The organism is Pseudoxanthomonas suwonensis (assembly GCF_010093235.1).
GTDB lineage: Bacteria > Pseudomonadota > Gammaproteobacteria > Xanthomonadales > Xanthomonadaceae > Pseudoxanthomonas > Pseudoxanthomonas suwonensis.
Genome location: NZ_PDWP01000016.1, coordinates 39,503 through 57,630 on the forward strand (window position 1 = coordinate 39,503; position 18,128 = coordinate 57,630).

General features: G+C 70.7%; 17 protein-coding genes and 1 tRNA gene. 5 read left to right on the forward strand and 13 right to left on the reverse strand.

From position 1 onward, the window contains the following. Positions 1 to 102: 102 nt before the first annotated feature. The 4 genes from metX to CSC68_RS09355 all read left to right on the forward strand — a co-directional run bounded on the left by metX (position 103) and on the right by CSC68_RS09355 (position 2,756). Positions 103 to 1,245, forward strand: coding sequence for a homoserine O-acetyltransferase MetX (gene metX / locus CSC68_RS09340; protein ID WP_162203288.1), 1,143 nt, complete (start codon positions 103 to 105; stop codon positions 1,243 to 1,245). Positions 1,246 to 1,344: 99 nt separating this feature from the next. After that, positions 1,345 to 1,905 (forward strand): cysteine dioxygenase family protein, encoded by a 561-nt coding sequence (locus tag CSC68_RS09345; protein WP_162203334.1) that lies wholly within the window; start codon positions 1,345 to 1,347, stop codon positions 1,903 to 1,905. A gap of 30 nt (positions 1,906 to 1,935) precedes the next feature. Next, a tRNA-Leu gene (locus tag CSC68_RS09350) sits at positions 1,936 to 2,021 on the forward strand. Positions 2,022 to 2,225: 204 nt separating this feature from the next. Beyond that, a complete protein-coding gene (locus CSC68_RS09355; RefSeq protein WP_162203289.1) occupies positions 2,226 to 2,756 on the forward strand; it encodes a DUF4468 domain-containing protein in 531 nt (176 codons plus the stop codon). Positions 2,757 to 2,882: 126 nt separating this feature from the next. Here CSC68_RS09355 and CSC68_RS09360 read toward each other — a convergent pair whose 3' ends face one another. The 7 genes from CSC68_RS09360 to pssA all read right to left on the reverse strand — a co-directional run bounded on the left by CSC68_RS09360 (position 2,883) and on the right by pssA (position 7,585). Then, positions 2,883 to 3,119: a hypothetical protein gene (locus tag CSC68_RS09360; protein ID WP_162203290.1), complete on the reverse strand. Its 237-nt coding sequence runs from the start codon at positions 3,117 to 3,119 to the stop codon at positions 2,883 to 2,885. A 145-nt stretch (positions 3,120 to 3,264) separates the two neighbouring features. Next, the gene (locus CSC68_RS09365; protein WP_211365728.1) at positions 3,265 to 3,693 is read right to left on the reverse strand and encodes a hypothetical protein; all 429 of its coding nucleotides are present in this window, start codon (positions 3,691 to 3,693) and stop codon (positions 3,265 to 3,267) included. A gap of 17 nt (positions 3,694 to 3,710) precedes the next feature. Next, positions 3,711 to 3,920, reverse strand: coding sequence for a PspC domain-containing protein (locus CSC68_RS09370; protein WP_162203292.1), 210 nt, complete (start codon positions 3,918 to 3,920; stop codon positions 3,711 to 3,713). Positions 3,921 to 3,949: 29 nt separating this feature from the next. Next, complete coding sequence (locus CSC68_RS09375; RefSeq protein ID WP_425501233.1) at positions 3,950 to 4,357, reverse strand: YfeK family protein; 408 nt, start codon at positions 4,355 to 4,357, stop codon at positions 3,950 to 3,952. Next, on the reverse strand, positions 4,357 to 5,427 hold the full coding sequence (phaC, locus tag CSC68_RS09380) for a class III poly(R)-hydroxyalkanoic acid synthase subunit PhaC (RefSeq protein ID WP_162203294.1): 1,071 nt from the start codon (positions 5,425 to 5,427) through the stop codon (positions 4,357 to 4,359). Before phaC ends, CSC68_RS09375 begins: the two co-directional genes overlap by 1 nt. Continuing rightward, positions 5,424 to 6,920 carry a poly(R)-hydroxyalkanoic acid synthase subunit PhaE gene (locus tag CSC68_RS09385; protein ID WP_162203295.1) on the reverse strand — a complete coding sequence of 499 codons (1,497 nt, stop codon included), beginning with the start codon at positions 6,918 to 6,920 and terminating at the stop codon, positions 5,424 to 5,426. The genes phaC and CSC68_RS09385 overlap by 4 nt, the downstream gene beginning before the upstream one ends. A gap of 50 nt (positions 6,921 to 6,970) precedes the next feature. Next, entirely contained in the window at positions 6,971 to 7,585 is a 615-nt protein-coding gene (gene pssA / locus CSC68_RS09390) for a CDP-diacylglycerol--serine O-phosphatidyltransferase (RefSeq protein ID WP_162203296.1), read from the reverse strand. A 126-nt stretch (positions 7,586 to 7,711) separates the two neighbouring features. Here pssA and CSC68_RS09395 point away from each other — a divergent pair, with 126 nt between their 5' ends. Continuing rightward, complete coding sequence (locus tag CSC68_RS09395) at positions 7,712 to 8,470, forward strand: 3-hydroxybutyrate dehydrogenase (protein ID WP_162203297.1); 759 nt, start codon at positions 7,712 to 7,714, stop codon at positions 8,468 to 8,470. Positions 8,471 to 8,885: 415 nt separating this feature from the next. On the opposite strand, the gene CSC68_RS09400 is transcribed toward CSC68_RS09395, so the two are convergent. The 6 genes from CSC68_RS09400 to CSC68_RS09425 all read right to left on the reverse strand — a co-directional run bounded on the left by CSC68_RS09400 (position 8,886) and on the right by CSC68_RS09425 (position 17,870). After that, on the reverse strand, positions 8,886 to 9,374 hold the full coding sequence (locus CSC68_RS09400; RefSeq protein ID WP_162203298.1) for an NUDIX hydrolase: 489 nt from the start codon (positions 9,372 to 9,374) through the stop codon (positions 8,886 to 8,888). Between the two features lie 72 nt (positions 9,375 to 9,446). Further along, positions 9,447 to 10,736: a threonine synthase gene (gene thrC, locus CSC68_RS09405; protein WP_162203299.1), complete on the reverse strand. Its 1,290-nt coding sequence runs from the start codon at positions 10,734 to 10,736 to the stop codon at positions 9,447 to 9,449. A gap of 93 nt (positions 10,737 to 10,829) precedes the next feature. Then, positions 10,830 to 11,750, reverse strand: a complete 921-nt coding sequence (locus tag CSC68_RS09410) for a homoserine kinase (RefSeq protein WP_162203335.1) — start codon at positions 11,748 to 11,750, stop codon at positions 10,830 to 10,832. An 11-nt stretch (positions 11,751 to 11,761) separates the two neighbouring features. Then, positions 11,762 to 14,284, reverse strand: a complete 2,523-nt coding sequence (thrA, locus tag CSC68_RS09415; protein WP_162203300.1) for a bifunctional aspartate kinase/homoserine dehydrogenase I — start codon at positions 14,282 to 14,284, stop codon at positions 11,762 to 11,764. Between the two features lie 484 nt (positions 14,285 to 14,768). Next, positions 14,769 to 15,131: a hypothetical protein gene (locus CSC68_RS09420; protein WP_162203301.1), complete on the reverse strand. Its 363-nt coding sequence runs from the start codon at positions 15,129 to 15,131 to the stop codon at positions 14,769 to 14,771. Positions 15,132 to 15,755: 624 nt separating this feature from the next. Then, positions 15,756 to 17,870 (reverse strand): peptidase domain-containing ABC transporter, encoded by a 2,115-nt coding sequence (locus CSC68_RS09425; protein WP_425501234.1) that lies wholly within the window; start codon positions 17,868 to 17,870, stop codon positions 15,756 to 15,758. Positions 17,871 to 18,128 lie beyond the last annotated feature (258 nt).

Here is an 18,128-nt window from a genome sequence, read left to right on the forward strand (position 1 = left end):
GGATGGGCCGGCCTTGCGCCGGCCCGCCGGTGCGGCAGTGGATCGTTTCAGCCGTCACCGGCGACACCCGCGCCGGGACGATGCCGTTACACTGCGCCGCCTATGCCGGCATCCGATTACGAGTTCATCCCCCCCGGCAGCCGCTTCCATGCGCTGCCCTCGCCGTTCCCCATGAAGCGTGGCGGCGCGCTGCACGGCGCGCGCGTGGCCTATGAGACCTGGGGCACGCTGGCGCCCGACGCCGGCAACGCGGTGCTGGTCCTCACCGGCCTGTCACCCGACGCGCATGCCGCCTCCGGCCCGCACCACCCGGAACCGGGCTGGTGGGAATCGATGCTCGGCCCCGGCAAGCCGATCGACACCAACCGCTGGTTCGTGGTCTGCGTCAACGCGCTGGGCAGCTGCAAGGGTTCGACCGGCCCGGCCTCGCTGGATCCGGCCACCGGCCAGCTGTACCGCCTGGCCTTCCCCGAACTGTCGATCGAGGACGTGGCCGATGCCGCCGCCTCGGTGGTGCGCGGGCTGGGCATCGAACAGCTGGCCTGCGTGATCGGCAACTCGATGGGCGGCATGACCGCGCTGGGCCTGCTGCTGCGGCATCCGGGCATCGCCCGCAGCCACATCAACATCTCCGGCAGCGCGCGCGCCCTGCCGTTCTCCATTGCCGTGCGCTCGCTGCAACGCGAGGCCATCCGCCTGGATCCGAACTGGAACGGCGGAAATTACGACCACGACACCTGGCCCGAGTCGGGCATGCGCATCGCCCGCAAGCTGGGCGTGATCACCTACCGCTCTGCGCTGGAATGGGACGGCCGCTTCGGGCGCGTGCGCCTGGACCAGAGTTCGCCCTTCGCCAACGGCAATGGCGAGGAGGATCCGTTCGGGCTGGAATTCCAGGTCGAGAGCTACCTGGAGGGCCACGCGCGCCGCTTCGTGCGCCGCTACGACCCCAACTGCTACCTCTACCTGAGCCGTTCGATGGACTGGTTCGACGCGGCCGAGTACGGCGACGGCGACGTGCTTGCCGGGCTGGCCACGATCCGCATCGAGCGCACCCTGGCGATCGGCGCCAACACCGACATCCTGTTCCCGGTGCAGCAGCAGCAGGAAGTGGCCGAGGGCCTGGCCCGCGGCGGCGCCGATGCCGAGTTCCTCGGCATGGACTCGCCCCAGGGCCACGACGCCTTCCTGGTGGACTTCGCCCGTTTCGGTCCGGCGGTCCAGGGCTTCCTGGATCGGCTATGATCGTTTCCCGCGAAACATTCTTCTAACGTCCGCGCCGCTACCCTGCCGCCGCGACGTACGGCACAGGCAACTGGTGTGGATTTCCCGGGCAAGCACAAGATGGTGGCCGCGCTGGACGCGGCCGTGGCGCTCGGCGACGGGCATGCGGTCACGGCCGCCCTGCGCGGCGCCCTGGTCTCGCTGTTCGCCGACCGCGAGGTCGGCCTGCCGCCACAGATCCTGCAGCCGATCGCCGACCACTACGCCCGCCGCGAGCTCTACACCAGCCCGGACCTGGGCTACAGCGTGGTGGCGATGACCTGGGGACCCGGCCAGGGCACCCATATCCACGACCACGACGGCGCCTGGTGCGTGGAAGGCGTGTGGCACGGGCGCCTGGCCATCACCCGCTACGAGCCGCTGGCCCGCGAGGGCGAGCGCTGGCGCTTCGAGGCGGTGGACGACATCGAGGCTGCGCCGGGATCGGCCGGCAGCCTGATCCCGCCGCACGAGTACCACGCCATCCGCAATCCGCAGGACGAGGCCGTCGCCGTTTCGCTGCACGTCTACCAGCACCCGCTGCTGCGCTGCCATGTCTTCGTCCCGGAGCAGGAGGACACCGGCGCCGCAGGCTGGACCCGGCGCGAGGAACGCCAGCTCTGCACGGATCCGGGCGCCTAGCGGCCCGCGTCCGCTATACTGCGCCCCCGCGCCGAAGTGGCGGAATGGTAGACGCAGCGGACTCAAAATCCGCCGCCCTTAAAAGCGTGTGGGTTCGAGTCCCACCTTCGGCACCAGTTGCAGGAAACGCCCCGGCCACGCACCGGGGCGTTTTCGTTTGTGCGATCCAGCGCCCGCGGCAGCGCGGCTGAATCAGGCGCAACCTGTAATTCTCCGGAAAGGTACAGACCGGCGGCGGCATGGGAGATTCCAGCCGTTCTTCCCCACCACGCGCCTGCGCCGGCGGCCACGCCCGCGGGCGCAGTAGCCGCGGAGCCTCCATGTACCTGACCTGCGCACGCATCCTCGCCGCCTTCCTCCTGTCGTTCCTTGCCGTGGCCGATGCGGCGCAGGCCGCGCGTCCACGCGAAGGCGGCGAGGAGGTCGTCGAGACCTTCGAGGTTCCCGGCACGCCGCGCGACCGCATCTACGCCGCGGCCAAGCTGTGGGCGCTGGGCAAGCTCAATTCCTCGCGCGGCGCGATCGACTTCGAGAGCCCGGAGGAAGGCATCCTGATCGGCAACGGCGTGATCGGCTACCCGTGCTACAGCCTGTTCGCGTGCATGGGCAAGACCGAATGGAAGGCGCGTTTCACCCTGCGCATCGACGTCAAGGACGGCCGTTACCGGATGACCTTCTCCAACCTCAACGTGATGTGGCCGGCATCATTCGAGGATGGCCGCGGCGAACCGGCCTACGACGGGCCGATCAGCCGTTCGCGCGACCGCGCCAACCTGGAGCGGGCGTTCCACGACCTGGGCATCGAACTGCGCGAGGCCATCCTGCGCGCGCCGCGCGACGCGGACTGGTAGGAACGGAAGTTCCAGCCCGGAATGCACGAAGGCCCGCTTGCGCGGGCCTTCTTCGTTTCGTGACAGTGGGCATCCCCGCTGCCCCTGGGGCCGGCGGCCTCCGCGGGCGGCCGGCCCCCTGGGAGGTCAGGCCGCGTTAACGGCCGCCTCGTAATGGCGCCCGGCGAGCTTGGCCACCAGTTCCTCGCACAGGGATTCCAGCGCCATGATGCGCACCGTACCGAAGTGGGCCAGGCGCACCAGCCGCTCGACATAGATCTCGCGTCCGTATTCGACGGTTTCCAGCATGGACTTGGTGAAGCCGTTCGGCATGAAGCCGCGGGTCCCGTCCTTGCTGCCGCCAACGTAAAGCACGATCGACATGGCCGTTGTCCTCTTCTTGTTCTTGTCTGACCAGGCGGCGGGATTCTGCGCAACCCGGCGTTAGGAACTCGTGCAACCAATGTGCGCATACCGTGTTTCCACTGCGCGACAAGGACATTTCGTGGAGGCGACAGTCAGCCTGCGTTTAGCGCCACGGCCACCAGCCATGGCCGTGCAGTGCGTAATGGTCGGCGGCGCGCTCGAGCGGATTGCGCACGGAGATGCCGCCGCAGAGGAAGTAGACCGGCACGAACAGCGGCCCCAGCAGCATGTACTGGTAGACGTGGGCGCGCTCGTGGTCGCCGAGGCGCACCTGCGGGTGCAGGCAGCGCCCGGCGCGATGCTCGTAGGTGCTGCAGCGCACGTCGAGGCCGGGACCGGTGGCCAGGACCACGTTGCCCAGGGTCATCGCCCCGCCCGGCCCCCAGGGCCAGCGGACGAAGACGATGGCCAGGTCGCGTCGATCCAGCCGGATGCGTGCGCCCCATGGCAGGCCGGCGATGCCCGCCAGCAGGCCGGCCGCGGTCCACGGCGAGGCCCAGGCGAAGCCGAGCAGCAGCGCCAGCCCGCGCACGAGGCGGGCCGGCATGCTCAGTCGGATTCGTTCGGGATCAGCAGCCACAGGATCAGGTAGACCAGCACGCCCGGGAAGGCGGCCGAGATGATCGAACCGACCACGTACGCGATCCGCAGCCAGGTCGAACTCCAGCCGTAGCGCCGGGCGATGCCGCCCATGACCCCGGCGATCATGCGGTCGTTCAGCGAGCGGGTGAGGCCGCCGCCGGTGGAGGTTGCGCTCATGTCCGTCTCCGATGTGACCTGGCCGCAGTCTAGCGCTGGCCGGCGCCGCCACGAAGTCGCGCCAGCCGTTCGCGCAGCCACTCCCCGGCCGGGCGCTCGGGCTGGCCCGGGCAGGCCACCTTGTACGGGCGCCCGGTGATGCTGCTGCGGCTGCCGGCGCGCTCGATGAAATCCTCGGCGGTGCCGTCGAGTCCACGCCGGCGGGCATGGTCGTACTTGCGCTGCAGGTGGTCGCGCGCGGCGCCGGCGTCGTGCCAGCGGCCGTTGCGCTGGAAGCGGCAGCCCGATTCGCCCAGGGCGGACACCAGGGCGCGGATCTCGCTGTCGGCCTGGCCGTCGCGATCCGGATCCCGGGCGGCGACGGAAGGCGCGGCACCGGCCGCGAGCCACAGCGCCGCGACCACGCCCGCCAGCCGGTGGGCGCGCCGCGCGGCCATCATTGCCGCTGCGCCAGCCAGCGCTGGATCGCCGCCGGCACCTCGCGCTGGGCGCGGCTGGACACGTACAGGCCGATATGGCCGCCACGGAAACCCAGCTCGGTGTAGTCGTCGGTACCCACCAGGCCAGCCAGCGCGCGCGACGCGGACGGCGGCACCAGGTGGTCCTGTTCGGCGTAGATGTTCAGCACCGGCATGTCGACGAAGCCCAGGTCCACCGGCTGGTCGCCGATGCGAGCGGTGCCGTTGACGAAGGCATTGCCCTGGTAGAACTGCTTGATGAACTCGCGGAAGGCTTCACCGGCCTGGTCGGGCGAATCGAAGATCCACTTCTCCATGCGCAGGAAATCCTCGACCGCCTTCGGATCCTCCAGCGCGTCCACCAGGCCGACGTACTTCTGCAGGTTCAGGCGGAACGGCTTGAGCATGAGGTAGCTGGCATTCATCAGGTCGGCCGGGATGTTGCCCAGCGCGTCCACGAACAGGTCCACGTCCAGGCCACGCACCCAGCCGGACAGCATGTTGTCCGGGGTCTGGAAATCCACCGGCGTGACCATGGTGACCAGGTTGCGCACCTTCTCCGGGTGCAGCGCCGAATAGCACAGCGAGAACGCACCGCCCTGGCACACGCCCAGCAGGTTCACCGGGCCGCCGGTGGCGTCGGCCAGATGGTCCACCGCGCCGTCGATGAAGCGGTTGATGTAGTCGTCGAGCGTGAGGTAGCGGTCGGACCGGTCCGGGTAGCCCCAGTCGATCACGTACACGTCCAGGCCCAGCGCCAGCAGCCCGCGCACCAGCGAACGGTCGGCCTGCAGGTCGACCATGTACGGACGGTTGACCAGCGCGTAGACGATCAGCAGCGCCGGCCCGGTCGGCTCACGCTCGCCGACGAAGCGGTAAAGCACGGTCTTGCCGTCGCGCCAGACCTCCTGCCGTTCGGTGGCGCCGTAGTCGACCTCGCCCACCTGGCCCAGGACGCGCAGCCCCTGGGTCAGGCGGCGGTGGAACTGCATCGCCTCCTGTGCCAGCGCCAGCGGATCGAACTGCAGCGGACCGCCCTGCCCGCTCATCGGCCCCGGCCTCCGCGTCCGCCGTCAGGCTTGGCAGCGGCCAGGTTGCGGCTCACCCAGTCCTTGATCGAGACCACCCGGGCGCCGGCCTGCGCCGGGGCCGCCGGCTGCGCCTTGCGCGGACGCGGGACGCCGGCGGCTGCCGCCTTCGCCGGGCGCGTGGCGGGCGCCTTCGCGGGCGCGGACGCCGCGCCAGCGGCCTTGCGTGCGGCGGGCTTCTTCGCGGCCACGGACTGCCCCGCCGCGGCGGCAGCCTTCGCGCCGCCGCGCTTCGCCGCGGGCCGGGCGCCAGCGGCAGCCCGCTTCGGGCTGGCCACGGCGTTGGTCGCGGCCGCCTTCGCCGGCTTGCCCGCGACGGGCCTGGCGACGGATGCGGCGGCCTTCGGCATGGCGGCAGCTTTTGCCGCCTGCGCCTTGCCCCCGGCCCTGGTCCCGGCCTTGCCGGCCACCTTCTTCGGCGCGGATACCTTGGCCGCCCCGGTACGAGTGGCAGGCCTGGCTTCCGCGGAGGATGCCGGCTTGCGGGTGGCCGGCTTGCGCGCGGCTGGCGCCGCGGCCTTCCTCGTCCCGGTGTCGGCCGACGCACCGGCCACCGCGGCCTTGCGCGGACGCGCAGCCGGTGCGCCGGCGGACGCCGCCCTGCCCTGCGCCAGGCCAGCGGCGCGGCGCAGCTCGCGCACGGTGCGCTCCAGCTCGGCGACCTTGCGGTGCACCGAGTCGACCTCGGTGCGCCCGGGCAACCCGAGCAGCTCGCCGAGGCGCTCGACCTCGTGCTGCAGGCCCCTGCGCACGCGCATCAGCGCATTGGTCAGGGCGGCATAGTTTTCCTGGTATTCCTCGGACAGCGCGGCCTCGGACCACGCCTCCTCGGCGGCTTCGACCCACAGGTCGAACAGCGCCCGCGCCGTGGCCAGCCGCTGCTCCGGGCTTTCCTGCTGTTCCAGCAGGCGTTCGAAGCGGGCGAAGGCGTCCTGGCTGATGCGCGACAGCAGCGCGGTGAACGCCTCGTTGCGCTCCTCCCACTCCTGCCACGCCGCCGCCAGCGCCTGCAGGCGCTGCTGGTGCTCGCGTCCCGGGCCCAGCCCGGGGCGCCCGAACCATTCGGAAGCCTGCTGCCGCAGCGGCCGCAGCAGGGCCTCGACGATCGGGCGCACCTGGTCCGGCCAGCCGGCCGCGGCTGCGCCAAGCCCGCCGGGCAGGCCGTGGAGCACGCCGGCGAAGGGATTGCCCGCCTGTCCGCCGAGCATCTGCCGCCAGGCGCCGGCGACGTCGGCGGCGCTGCCGCCACCCTCGGCGAACTGCGCGGCCACCTGCTGCATCCGCGCATACCAGTCGAAGGCGGCCGGGGCTGGCCCCTCGCCGGGCGTCGCACCTCCGAAGCCGAACGCGTCCGATGTCGCGGTGGACGGCCCCACGCCGAGCAGCCCGCCCCAGGTGTCCCAGTACTGGCGCGCCAGCGAGTCGAGGTCGCCGGGCGAAGATGCGTTGGCCATGAGCCCTCCGGTGTCGCCGCCGATTCTAGCAGCGGCTTCGGCGGCGCCTCCTACGGCTTGGGAATATGGATGGTCTTGCTGATCATAAGCGAGCCGGACAGGGCGAACAGCAGCACCAGCGGGTGCAGCTGCCATGGCCCCAGCTGCCACTGGCCCCACCACAGCCCGGCGCCGATATGGCCCTGCCAGGCGGCCACCGCCAGCACCACCCCCAGGACCAGGCTGGTCGGGATCGGCGTGCCTTCGAAGTACTTCACCTTGCCCTCGTCGCCAGCCAGCTGCTCGGCGGTGACGTTGTAGCGGGCCAGGCGGCTGACGCCGCAGCCGACGAAGTACGACAGCACCAGCCAGTCCCAGCCGCCCTGCATGCCGCAGGCATAGGCCAGCGCCGCCGGGGCCACGCCGAAGGAGATGACGTCGGCCAGCGAGTCCAGCTCCCGGCCCAGGGTCGAGGACGACTTGCGCCAGCGCGCCACGCGGCCGTCCAGCGCATCGAAGATGAAGGCCAGCGGGATCAGGGCCATGCCGGCCAGCAGGTCCGCCACCCGGCCGTCCTGCAGGAAGCGCATCGACGCGAACACCGCGCCGGTGCCGCAGAAGGCATTGGCGAGGGTGAACCAGTCGGCGAGCTGGAAGTCGCGCAGCATCGAGAAGTGGCGGGACATGCGGGGGACCTGGGTGGAATCGCGCACAGGATACGCCCACGCGGGTCACGGCCGCCGACACGCCCGCCCTTCCGTCGCGCCGGCCGCTTGCTAAAGTCGCAACGAGCCACCGGAGAAGGATCCCCAATGCGCAACATCCTCATCACCGGCGCGGCCAGCGGCATCGGCGCCGGCATCGCCCGCGAGCTGGCGGCCGCCGGCCACCACCTGGTCGTCAGCGACCTGTCGGCCGAGGGTGCCGCGGCGGTCGCCGCGGAGATCCGGGCCGCGGGCGGCTCGGCCGAGTCCGTGGTGCTGGACGTGACCTCCGATGCCAGCATCGCCCATGCGCTGACCACGATCTCCTGCCCGGTGGACGTGCTGGTCAACAATGCCGGCCTGCAGCATGTCTCGCCGCTGGAAGAGTTCCCGATCGACAAGTGGGATTTCCTGGTCCAGGTCATGCTGGTCGGCGTGGCCCGCCTGACCCGGGCGGTGCTGCCGGGCATGCGCGAGCGCGGCTACGGCCGCATCGTCAACATCGGCAGCATCCACGCCCTGGTCGCCAGCCCCTACAAGAGCGCGTACGTGGCGGCCAAGCACGGCCTGGTCGGCTTCTCCAAGGTGATCGCGCTGGAGACGGCGGACACCGACATCACCATCAACACCATCTGCCCCAGTTACGTGAAGACCCCGCTGGTGGACAGCCAGATCGCGGCGCAGGCGCGCACGCGCGGCATCTCCGAGGACGAGGTGGTGTCGCAGGTGATGCTCAAGCCCATGCCCAAGGGCGTGTTCATCGGCATGGACGAACTGGCCGGCACCACCGCCTTCCTGGTCTCGCCGGCCGCGCGCAACCTCACCGGCCAGTGCCTGGTGCTGGATGGCGGCTGGACCGCGCAATAACGGATGCGGGCGCGATGCGCCGTAAACATCCGCGGCCCCGCCCGCGTTTACGGCTCGCGGCCCATGCCGGCCCGCCAGGCCACGATTGATCCATGGCGTGAATCGCGGGATCTGCGACCGCCGCGTGGAACATCGGCGGGCTGCCGGGACCGACGCGAAGGCCTGGTGAATTTTTCGCCACCCATCTTGACGAGTCCGTCACGCAAGGCGTCGCGGCGGTTATCCACACACTTGTCCGCGAACCATCCACAGGCGGTGTGGAAAACCTCGAGCCTGCGCCCGCAAGGGGTGGCGAAAACTTCGCCACCCATCTTGACACGCTAGCGCCGCAAGCGCGCGCGACGCTTATCCACATGCTTTTCCCGACGCTTTCCACACCCGGTGTGGAAAACGCGGAGGCGCGTGGAACATCGGCTCAGACGCGCGACCAGTTCCAGGACTGCATGCGCCCGTCGCGGTACGGCATCACCCCATGGAAGGGACGCGGGTCGGCGTCGAACACCAGCGGCAGGAAGTTGCGGTCGCCCTCCCACATCGGCAGCTCGCCAAGGCGCGCGACCTCCACCCACTCCAGGGTGCCCTCGGGATTGGACTGCAGCGGCGTGCCGGTCCAGCCGTCGATCACGAACACGAAGCCCAGCCAGTCCTCGCCGTGCTTGCCGAAGCCCGGCCAGCTGATGGTCCCGCGCAGCTGCATCGAGGTGCACTCGATGCCGGCTTCCTCGCGGATCTCGCGGCGCATGCCGGCGACCACGTCCTCGTCGCGCTCGATCTTGCCGCCGAGGCCGTTGTACTTGCCCAGCTGGTGGTCGTCCGGGCGCGCGTTGCGGTAGATCATCAGGACCTTCGAGCGGTCCGGCGAAAGCACGTAGCCGAGCGTGGCCACGATGGGGGTATAGGGCATCGGGATGGAGCCTTGGCGGAAAGCGGCATTCTAGCCAGTGGCCCGGGCCGGCCCCGGGCCGCCAGCGGAGGATCAGCGCAGCAGCTGGTCGCGCAGGGCCTCGTACTCCGGCGGGACCGGGTCGGCATGGGCCGGCCGCGCCAGCAGTTCGGCCAGGGCTGGCGGCACCTCCACCGGATGCCCGACCAGCGGTTCGACCACCGACTCGAACTTGGCCGGATGCGCGGTGGCCGCCACGGCCCAGTCGCCGTCGGTGCCATCGGAACGCAGTTCCTGCAGCACGTGCACCGCGGTGGCGGTATGCGGGCAGAACACTTCGCCATGCAGCTGGCTGCGGGTGCGGATGGTGGTGCGGATCAGGTCGTCGCCCACGGCGATGGCGGTGAAGCCCTCGCGCAGCGCGGCCTCGTCGCCGCCGTACAGCCACAGCAGGCGCTCGAAGTTGCTCGGCGCGCCGACGTCCATGGCGTTGGCGATGGTGGCCACGCTGGGCCGGGGGCTGTAGGCGTCGCCGGCGAAGAACTCGGGCAGCACGCGGTTGGCATTGGTCGCCAGTACGATCCGCCCCAGCGGCGCGCCCAGTGCGCGCGCCAGGATCCCGGCCAGGGCGTTGCCGAGGTTGCCGGTGGGCACCACGAAGTTGAGCTCGCGCCCGGTCGCCGCGTGGTGGGTCAACGAGGCGTGCGCGTAGTAGCTCATCTGCGGCAGCAGCCGGCCCAGGCTGATGCTGTTGGCCGAGCTCAGCGGCACCTGCGCCTGCAGCTCCGCGTCGTTGAGCGCGCGCTTGACCAGGGCCTGGCAGTCGTCGAACGAGCCGGCCACCCGCAGCGCCGAGACGTTGTCGCCGAAGCAGCCCAGCTGGTGCGCCTGGCGCGGCGAGACCCGCCCGTCCGGATACAGCACGACCACGCGCAGGCCCGGCTGGCCATGGAACGCGGCGGCCACTGCGGCGCCGGTATCGCCGGAAGTCGCCACCAGGATGGTCAGCGGCCGCTCCGCGCCGCGGCGGATGCGCGCCAGGCAGGCGGCCAGGAAGCGTGCGCCGCCGTCCTTGAACGCGGCAGTGGGGCCATGGAACAGCTCCAGGACGTGGTCGCCCGGGGTCGCCAGCGGCACCAGAGGCACCGGGAAATCGAGCGCCTCGGCGCAGATCGCCGGCAGCTCCGCTTCCAGCGCATCGCCGGCGAAGAACGGCGCCAGCAGCCCGGCGGTGGTCTCGGCCAGGCTGGCGCCGGCGTGCAGCTGGCGCGGTGCCGGCAGCGCCTGCGGCACATACAGGCCGCCATCGGGCGCCAGGCCGGCAGCGATGGCCTGGCTGAGGTTCACGGCGGGCGCGGCATTGCGGGTGGAAATGAAGTTCATCGTGGATCCGTCGGGCCTTGGGGCGACCGCTTCGCGGCCGGCGGTGGAACGGGACGCAGGGACGCAGGCATCGCCCACGCCGCTGCGCGACGGTTACAGCAGGCTGGCGCCGGGGCTGTCCAGTGGCGCGACCCAGGCCTGGCTCTCCAGGCCGGCGGTGGCGAACGCGGCCTGCACCGCCGGCGCGGCGGCCTCGGCGCTGGCGCGGTTCTCGAACCAGCCGAACACGCTGGGGCCGGCGCCGGAGATGCTCGCGCCCATCGCCCCGCCATCCAGCATCGCCGCCTTGGCCGCAGCGAAGCCGGGGATCAGCGCGGCGCGGCGCGGTTCGACCAGCACGTCGCGCAGGCCCGCGCGCACCAGCGTGGCATCGCCGGCATGGCAGCCGGCCAGCACCAGGGCCAGGTTGGCGCTCTGGGCCACGAACCCGGACAGCTCGTAGCTTCCGGCCAGCGCCTCGCGCGCCCTGCGTGTTTCCAGCACGGCTTCCGGATGCACCAGCAGGCTGTGCCATTCCTCCGGCACCGGGATCCGCACCAGGCGGTCGGCCGTGGCCAGCACCAGGCCACCCAGCAGCATCGGGCCGATGTTGTCGCCATGGCGACCACCGCTGGCCACCGCCTCGCCTTCCAGTGCGAACGGATACAGCGCGTGGCGGGGCAGCGGCCGATCCAGCAGCGCGTTGGCCGCCACCAGTGCGCCCACGCAGGACGCGGCCGAGCCGCCCATGCCCGAGCCCAGGGCGATGCCCTTGTCGATCTCGACCTCGAAGCCCAACGGCAGCTGCAGGGCGCGGCGCATCGCCTCCAGGGCCACGCCGGCGGTATTGCGCGGGGCTTCCAGCGGCAGCGGATGGGGGGCGCCGCGGATCTCGCGGATCCGCACTTCCGGCTCGGCGATGCGGCGCACCGTGACCGTGTCGCCGGCGCCGGCCAGCGCAAAGCCGAGGATGTCGAAGCCCACCGCGGCATTGCCGGCCGAAGCGGGCGCGAAGGCCGTGGCCTGGCGCGGCATCGGATCGGCCGTCACAGGCGCGCTCCGCGGCCGGCGGCCACCCGCAGCAGGTCGGCGAACACGCCGGCGGCGGTCACCTCGGGACCGGCGCCCGGCCCCTGCACCACCAGCGGATTCTGGCAGTAGCGGCGGGTGGTGAACTGGACGATGTTGTCGGTCAGGCGCAGGTTGGCGAAGGCGTGGTCGCGCGGCACCTCGACCAGGCCGACCGAGGCCTTGCCCTGGGCATCCAGGCGCGCGACGTAGCGCAGCACGCTGTTGTTGGCCTGCGCCTGGGCCAGGCGCGCGGCGAAGCCGGCGTCGACCTCGTGCAGGCGCGCCATGAAGTCGTCGACGCTGGACTCGCGCAGCGAGGCCGGGACCAGGCTCTCGACCTGCACGTCCTCGATGCCCAGCTCGCATCCGGCCTCGCGCGCCAGGATCACCAGCTTGCGGCCGACGTCGGTGCCGGAAAGGTCGTCGCGCGGATCCGGCTCGGTGTAACCCAGCGAACGCGCCTCGGCCACCAGCTTGGAGAACGGCACGCTGCCGTCGAAGCGGTTGAACAGCCAGGCCAGGGTGCCGGAGAAGATGCCCTCGATCGAGATGACCTTGTCGCCGGTGTCCAGCAGGTCGCGCAGGGTCGAGATCACCGGCAGGCCGGCGCCCACCGTGGCCTCGTAGCGGAAGCGGGCGCCGCTGCCCTGGGCCGCGGCGCGGATCTCGCGCCAGCGCTGCAGCGGACCGGAGCCGGCCTGTTTGTTCGGGGTGACCACGTGGATGCCGGCGGCCAGCCACTGCGCGTAACGGTCGGCCACCTGCGGGCTGCCGCTGCAGTCGACGATCACCATGTGCGGCAGGTGCGAATCCAGCAGGTGCGCGGTGAAGCGGTCCAGGTCCAGCGGCTCGCGCGCGGCGGCGTAGGCCTCGCGCCAGGCGCCCTCGATCCCGCGCGGATCCAGCAGCTGGCGGCTGCGCGAGGCAATCGCGCGCAGGCGCAGGTCCAGTCGCGCGCGCTCAAGCAGCTTGCCGCGCGCGGCCATCAGCTGGTCCAGCAGCGCGCCGCCGACGTTGCCCGGTCCGATCACGCCGACGGCGAAGGTCTGCGGCGACAGCCAGAAGCCGGCATGCGCCGCGCGCAGGGCACGGGTGGCCTGCTCGCTGTCGATCGCCACCGAGATGTTGCGCTCGGACGAGCCCTGGGCGATGGCGCGGATGTTGACCTGGGCGCGCCCCAGCGCCCCGAACAGGCGCGCAGCGATGCCCGGCTGCCCGGCCATGCCGTCGCCGACCGCGGCCAGCACGCTGATGCCCGGCACGTGCTGCACGCGCTGCACCTGGCCGATCGCCAGTTCGTGGGCGAAGGCGTTGAGCAGCGCCGCCTGGGCCCGCTCGGCGTCGTCCTGGCGGACTACGCAGCAGATCGAGTGCTCGGACGAGCCCTGCGAGATCATCACCACCGAGACCCGCGCGTTGCGCAGCGCGGCGAACACGCGCTCGGCCGTGCCGGGCACGCCGATCAGGCCGGTGCCCTCGAGGTTCACCAGGGCCAGGTTCGGGCTCAGGGTCAGGCCCTTCACCGGACGGCTCGGATCGCGCCCGGCGCTGATGCGGGTGCCCGGGTGCTCGGGCTGGAAGGTGTTGCGGATGACGATCGGCAGGCCGCGCTCGATCGCCGGATACATGGTCTGCGGGTGCACGACCTTGGCGCCGAAGTAGGCCAGCTCGCAGGCCTCGTCGTAGCTCAGCGACTCCAGCTGCACCGCCTCGGGCACCACCCGCGGGTCGGCCGACAGCACGCCGTCCACGTCGGTCCAGATGTGCAGTTCGTCCGCCTCGAACAGCGCGGCGAAGATGGCGCCGGAGAAATCGCTGCCATTGCGGCCGAGCGTGGTGATGCGCCCCTGCGTATCGCGCGCCACGAAGCCGGTGGCGACCACGCGCCGCTGCGGGTTCGCCTTGCGCCACTGCGCCAGCTTCTCCGCGCTGCGCGCCCAGTCCACGTCCACGCCCAGCTCGCCGTGGCTGACCACCAGCACGTCGCGTGCGTCCAGCACCGCGCAGTCCTCGCCCAGCGCGCGCAGGTGCAGGCCCAGGAGCTGCGCCGAGTACACCTCGCCCAGGCCCTGCACCCGCTGCAGCACTTCCTCGGGCAGGCTGCCGAGCACATGCACCGCTTCGAGCACGCGCGCCAGCTCGTCGAAGCGCTGGTCGATCCATTCCACCGCCTCGCCCGCACGCTCGGCCAGCAACGCCACCGCCGCGCTGCGATGCCGTGCGCGCAGGTCGTGCCAGGCCTCCTCCCAGTCCGGCGCGCCCTCGCATTCGGCGACGGCCGCCGCCTGGGCCAGGCCGATCAGGGCGTCGGTGACGCCCTTCATCGCCGAGACCACGGTGACCTGGACCTCCTCGTCCCGGGCCAGCAGCAGGCCGGCGACGTGGCGGTAGCGCTCGGCGTCGGCCACGGAGGTGCCACCGAACTTGTGCACCACGGTGCGGACGGCGGCGGACGGTTTGCTCGATTCGGACGGACTAGCGACAGCGGCAGACGACATCGGAGACCTCGGTTGTGAGGCCCAGCGCGCGTATCGGTGCGGGTCGCCCCGCGCCTGATCCAGGTGCGGGGCCGTGGGTTTCGCAGTTACACGAACACGACGGGCCGCACCGGGCGGGTAATACCGGTGGCGGTGGTAATCGCGGTAATGCCGGCGGCCGAAGCGCACGCATGCGTCCGCCGCGGAGGCGGAAGGAACATCGCAGTGGTGGCGTTGGGCTTCGACATGGGCGTCAAGAGGACACGATGGCGAGGGCCCGTGTCAAGTGTTGCAACGCCACATCGATCGAAAATTTCCGTTGCGAAAGAAACAGTTAGCAGCGGACCGCGCCGCGCGCCCAGGCCCGGCATGCGGAAATCGCGTGTCCCGGTGCGTCGCCTCGCGTGGCCACCGCTCGCGTGGCACGCGACCGGTGGATGCCGGCCACGTGGTTTCCGGTCGGCGCCGCCACAGGTGCGGCAGCTGCTCCGCGGGCTGTGGGCTGCTACGGCCGCGTCTCGGTGACTTCCTCCAGCACGCCCCAGCGCCCACCGCACTGGCCCACCAGCAGCGAAAGGGACTGGAGTAGCGCTTGAGCTCCGAATAGCGCGTGGCGCTGATGCGCACGTTCGCGCCCTCCCGCGCGCGTATGTGATCCGCGAGTAGGTGCGCGCCGGTTCCCGTCCGGATAGATCCGCGTGCTGCGGACGACCGCCGAATCGCAATACAGGTCCGCCAGGCCCGTATCGAACGCGTTCCCGCGCTTCTGGTATTCGGCAAACAGCGCCTGCGCTGCGGCCCTGGCATCCTGCGCGGCAGCGACCGGACACAGCGCGATCAGCAGGAAAAACGCGGCAACGCGGCTCATGCGCCCACCCGCCCTGCTGGCGGAAGCACCACGATCAGCAGCGTCGCCAACGGGCCGACAAGGATCGAGCCCAGCCACCAGCCCAGTCCACTGCGGCCCTTGGACTGTGCCAAGCCCGCATTGATCAACGATAGCGTGCCCCAACCCACGAAGAATCCCGAGTCCGCCTGCATCCTCATTTCCCGAGCTGGTCCTTGTCCACGGAATATCGCTGATAAAGGCATCCGCAGCCAACAGCCGGATGCCGACCGCAGGGACCGGAGGACGCCACTTCAGTGGCCGTAACGCCCTTCGAACGAGATGGAGACGGCCAAGTCAGGGGCTTCCCGTGCCCCGCCCTTACGGGGCGGCGAATAACCGACGCGTTCTGCGACATACGGGGTCCGCCACGGAAGCACCAACACCAGATGGGTCTGCCCGCAGGCCGGACTCCCGCCGCGGCCGGGCATAGCGGTGGCAACAGCCTCAGGTCGCCGCGAAACGCTCGCACGGCTCGGGCGTGGGACCTGCCGCGGCCAGCAGTCCAGCCAGGCCCCGGTGGCTTCGTCGCGCACCAGCGGCCTGGAGCCGGACGTCACTCCAACCAGTCCGCCAACCACATGGCGGAGTTCTTCGTGGCCCGTGTCAGCCCGGCACGGGCACCAGCCCCCTGTCCTCGACCTCGTTCCGCAACTGTTGCACGATCCGCCCCTGGTCCATGACCAGGACGCGGTCGGCGCTGGCGATGGTTTCCGGGCGATGGGCCACGATCACCTTGGTGAGCAGCAGACCCTTGACCGCCTCGTTGACCAGGCGCTCGTTGGCCACGTCCAGGTGGCTGGTGGCCTCGTCCAGGAACAGCAGCTTCGGCTGCCGGTAGAGCGCGCGCGCCAGGATGATGCGCTGCTTTTGTCCGCCGGATAGTGAGCTGCCCATGTCGCCAATCAGGCCGTGGTAACCCATGGGCATGGCCACGATGTCGTCGTGGATCGCGGCGAGCCGCGCGGCCTGCTCGAGCCGCTCCTGGTCGGCCTGCGGATCGAAGAAGCTGATGTTGTCGGCGATACTGCCCGCGAACAGCTGGTCGTCCTGCATGACGGCTCCAACGACGACGCGCAGGTTGCGCGGCCCGACCTTCTGCAGGTCGTAACCACCGATGCAGATGCGCCCCTCGCTGGGGCGCAGCAAGCCAAGCATCAGCTTGAGCAATGTTGTCTTGCCCCCGCCCGAGGCGCCCACGATCGCCACGGATTCGCCGGGCTCGATGGTGAAGCTGCAGTCCCTGAGGACCCACGGCTCCCCTTCCCCGTAGCGGAACGACACCCCTTCCACCTCGATGCGCATATCCGGCGGCGTTGGCAGTTCGGGCAACGCCTCGTCCTCCTCCGGCTCCTGCAGCACGATGTCGGCCAGCCGCTCGCCATGCAGCCGCAGCATGCGGAACTCCACCCATCTGTCGACCAGCGCCGCCATCCGTCCGGCGAACTGGTCCTTGTATGCGAGATAGGCGATCAGCATGCCCACAGAGAAAACGTTCTGAAGTGCCAGCGCGGCGCCGATCCAGATCACCGCGATGCGTTCGACGCCGAAGACCAGCTGGCTTGCGCCACTGAAACCCAACCCCATGCGCGCCAGGCGGACCTCGTGGTTGACCGTCTCGACGAGCAGGTTCTCGTAGGCGGCGCGCCGACCGGGCTCGCCGCCGGCAACCTTGAGGCTCTGCATGCCCCGCAGGGATTCGAGCAGGTGGCTTTGCTGCTTCGCCGCGGCGACCAGCTGCCGCTCCGTGCCCTCCCGCACCGGCCTGTAGGCCAGTGCGCGGATTCCGATATACACGCCCACCGCGGCAAGCGTGACCAGTGCGAGCTTCCAGCTGTACAGAAGCATCAGTGCCAGGGTGGCCACGGCCATCAGCCCATCGATGATCGCTTCCACGAAGCTTGTGGTGAGCGTCTTCTGGATCGCCTGCACCGACGACATCCTCGAGGTGATGTCACCAAGGTGCCGCTTCTCGAAGAAGTCCAGGGGCAGCCGCAGCAGATGGGCGAACACGTTTCCGGCCCATTGCATCCCCAGGCGGCTGGACAGGTAGACGACGGACCAGCCCCGCAGCACGCCGATACCGACCTGCAGCAGGAGCGCAAGGCCGAAACCCAGGCCAAGCACTGTCAGCAGTTCCCGGTCCGCCGATACCAGTACCTGGTCGACCACCCACTGCATGAAGAACGGGGCCAGGACCACGAACACCTGCAGGGCCACCGAAAGCGTGAGCAGCTGCGCGAGCGCAGCCCAGAGCCCGCGCACAGGACCGGTGAGCTGGCTTGCACGCACGCTCGGAGCACTCCTGCGCGGCTTGAATCCAGGGCTTGGCGCAAGCTCCAGGGCGATGCCGGTGAAGTGGTTCGAGACCTCCTGCAACGACAGGCGCCGCTCGCCGATGGCCGGATCCATGATGACGGCGCCGGAGCGCCCAACCCTGGCCAGCACCACGAAATGGTTGAAATCCCAGTGCAGGACGCAGGGCAGGCGCAGCTTCCCCAGCTCATCCAGTTCCAGGCGCAAGGGACGCGCCGCCAGGCCGAGCTGTTGCGATACCCGGATCAGCTGGTCCAGACGTGCACCTTTCAACGAAAGCGGGAACTTCCGGCGCAGTTCCGCCAGCGAAACAGACAGGCCATGCGCCGCGCAAACCATCGCCAGCGACGCCAGTCCGCATTCGGCCGCTTCCGCCTGGAGCACGGGTCGCAGCTTGCCCAGCATGATGTTTCCTCCCTGCGTATCGCATTCGCGCCGTAGGCCTCGGCGCCATGCGCGCAGCCGTTGGAGCGTGGCTGTCATTCCGCAGCAGCCTTGCCGCACCAGTCTTCCGGTGACGGCCGTGCGGGTCGGCGGATCGACGTGCAGGCGCGCAGGCACTGGGCCGTGGCGGCGGATGGAAGCCACCTGCCGCCACGGATCCACGACTGCGCATCACGTCCGCGGCAACCCCGGAGTCGGCGTCCGGGGGCCGCACACGCT

Excerpts from the sequence above, each read along its gene's own strand:
- metX (WP_162203288.1), top strand. The coding sequence starts at position 103 with ATGCCGGCATCCGATTACGAGTTCATCCCCCCCGGCAGCCGCTTCCAT.
- CSC68_RS09345 (WP_162203334.1), top strand. The coding sequence starts at position 1,345 with ATGGTGGCCGCGCTGGACGCGGCCGTGGCGCTCGGCGACGGGCATGCG.
- CSC68_RS09355 (WP_162203289.1), top strand. The coding sequence starts at position 2,226 with ATGTACCTGACCTGCGCACGCATCCTCGCCGCCTTCCTCCTGTCGTTC.
- CSC68_RS09360 (WP_162203290.1), bottom strand. The coding sequence starts at position 3,119 with ATGTCGATCGTGCTTTACGTTGGCGGCAGCAAGGACGGGACCCGCGGC.
- CSC68_RS09370 (WP_162203292.1), bottom strand. The coding sequence starts at position 3,920 with ATGAGCGCAACCTCCACCGGCGGCGGCCTCACCCGCTCGCTGAACGAC.
- CSC68_RS09375 (WP_425501233.1), bottom strand. The coding sequence starts at position 4,357 with ATGGCCGCGCGGCGCGCCCACCGGCTGGCGGGCGTGGTCGCGGCGCTG.
- phaC (WP_162203294.1), bottom strand. The coding sequence starts at position 5,427 with ATGAGCGGGCAGGGCGGTCCGCTGCAGTTCGATCCGCTGGCGCTGGCA.
- CSC68_RS09385 (WP_162203295.1), bottom strand. The coding sequence starts at position 6,920 with ATGGCCAACGCATCTTCGCCCGGCGACCTCGACTCGCTGGCGCGCCAG.
- pssA (WP_162203296.1), bottom strand. The coding sequence starts at position 7,585 with ATGTCCCGCCACTTCTCGATGCTGCGCGACTTCCAGCTCGCCGACTGG.
- CSC68_RS09395 (WP_162203297.1), top strand. The coding sequence starts at position 7,712 with ATGCGCAACATCCTCATCACCGGCGCGGCCAGCGGCATCGGCGCCGGC.
- CSC68_RS09400 (WP_162203298.1), bottom strand. The coding sequence starts at position 9,374 with ATGCCCTATACCCCCATCGTGGCCACGCTCGGCTACGTGCTTTCGCCG.
- thrC (WP_162203299.1), bottom strand. The coding sequence starts at position 10,736 with ATGAACTTCATTTCCACCCGCAATGCCGCGCCCGCCGTGAACCTCAGC.
- CSC68_RS09410 (WP_162203335.1), bottom strand. The coding sequence starts at position 11,750 with ATGCCGCGCCAGGCCACGGCCTTCGCGCCCGCTTCGGCCGGCAATGCC.
- thrA (WP_162203300.1), bottom strand. The coding sequence starts at position 14,284 with ATGTCGTCTGCCGCTGTCGCTAGTCCGTCCGAATCGAGCAAACCGTCC.
- CSC68_RS09420 (WP_162203301.1), bottom strand. The coding sequence starts at position 15,131 with ATGAGCCGCGTTGCCGCGTTTTTCCTGCTGATCGCGCTGTGTCCGGTC.
- CSC68_RS09425 (WP_425501234.1), bottom strand. The coding sequence starts at position 17,870 with ATGCTGGGCAAGCTGCGACCCGTGCTCCAGGCGGAAGCGGCCGAATGC.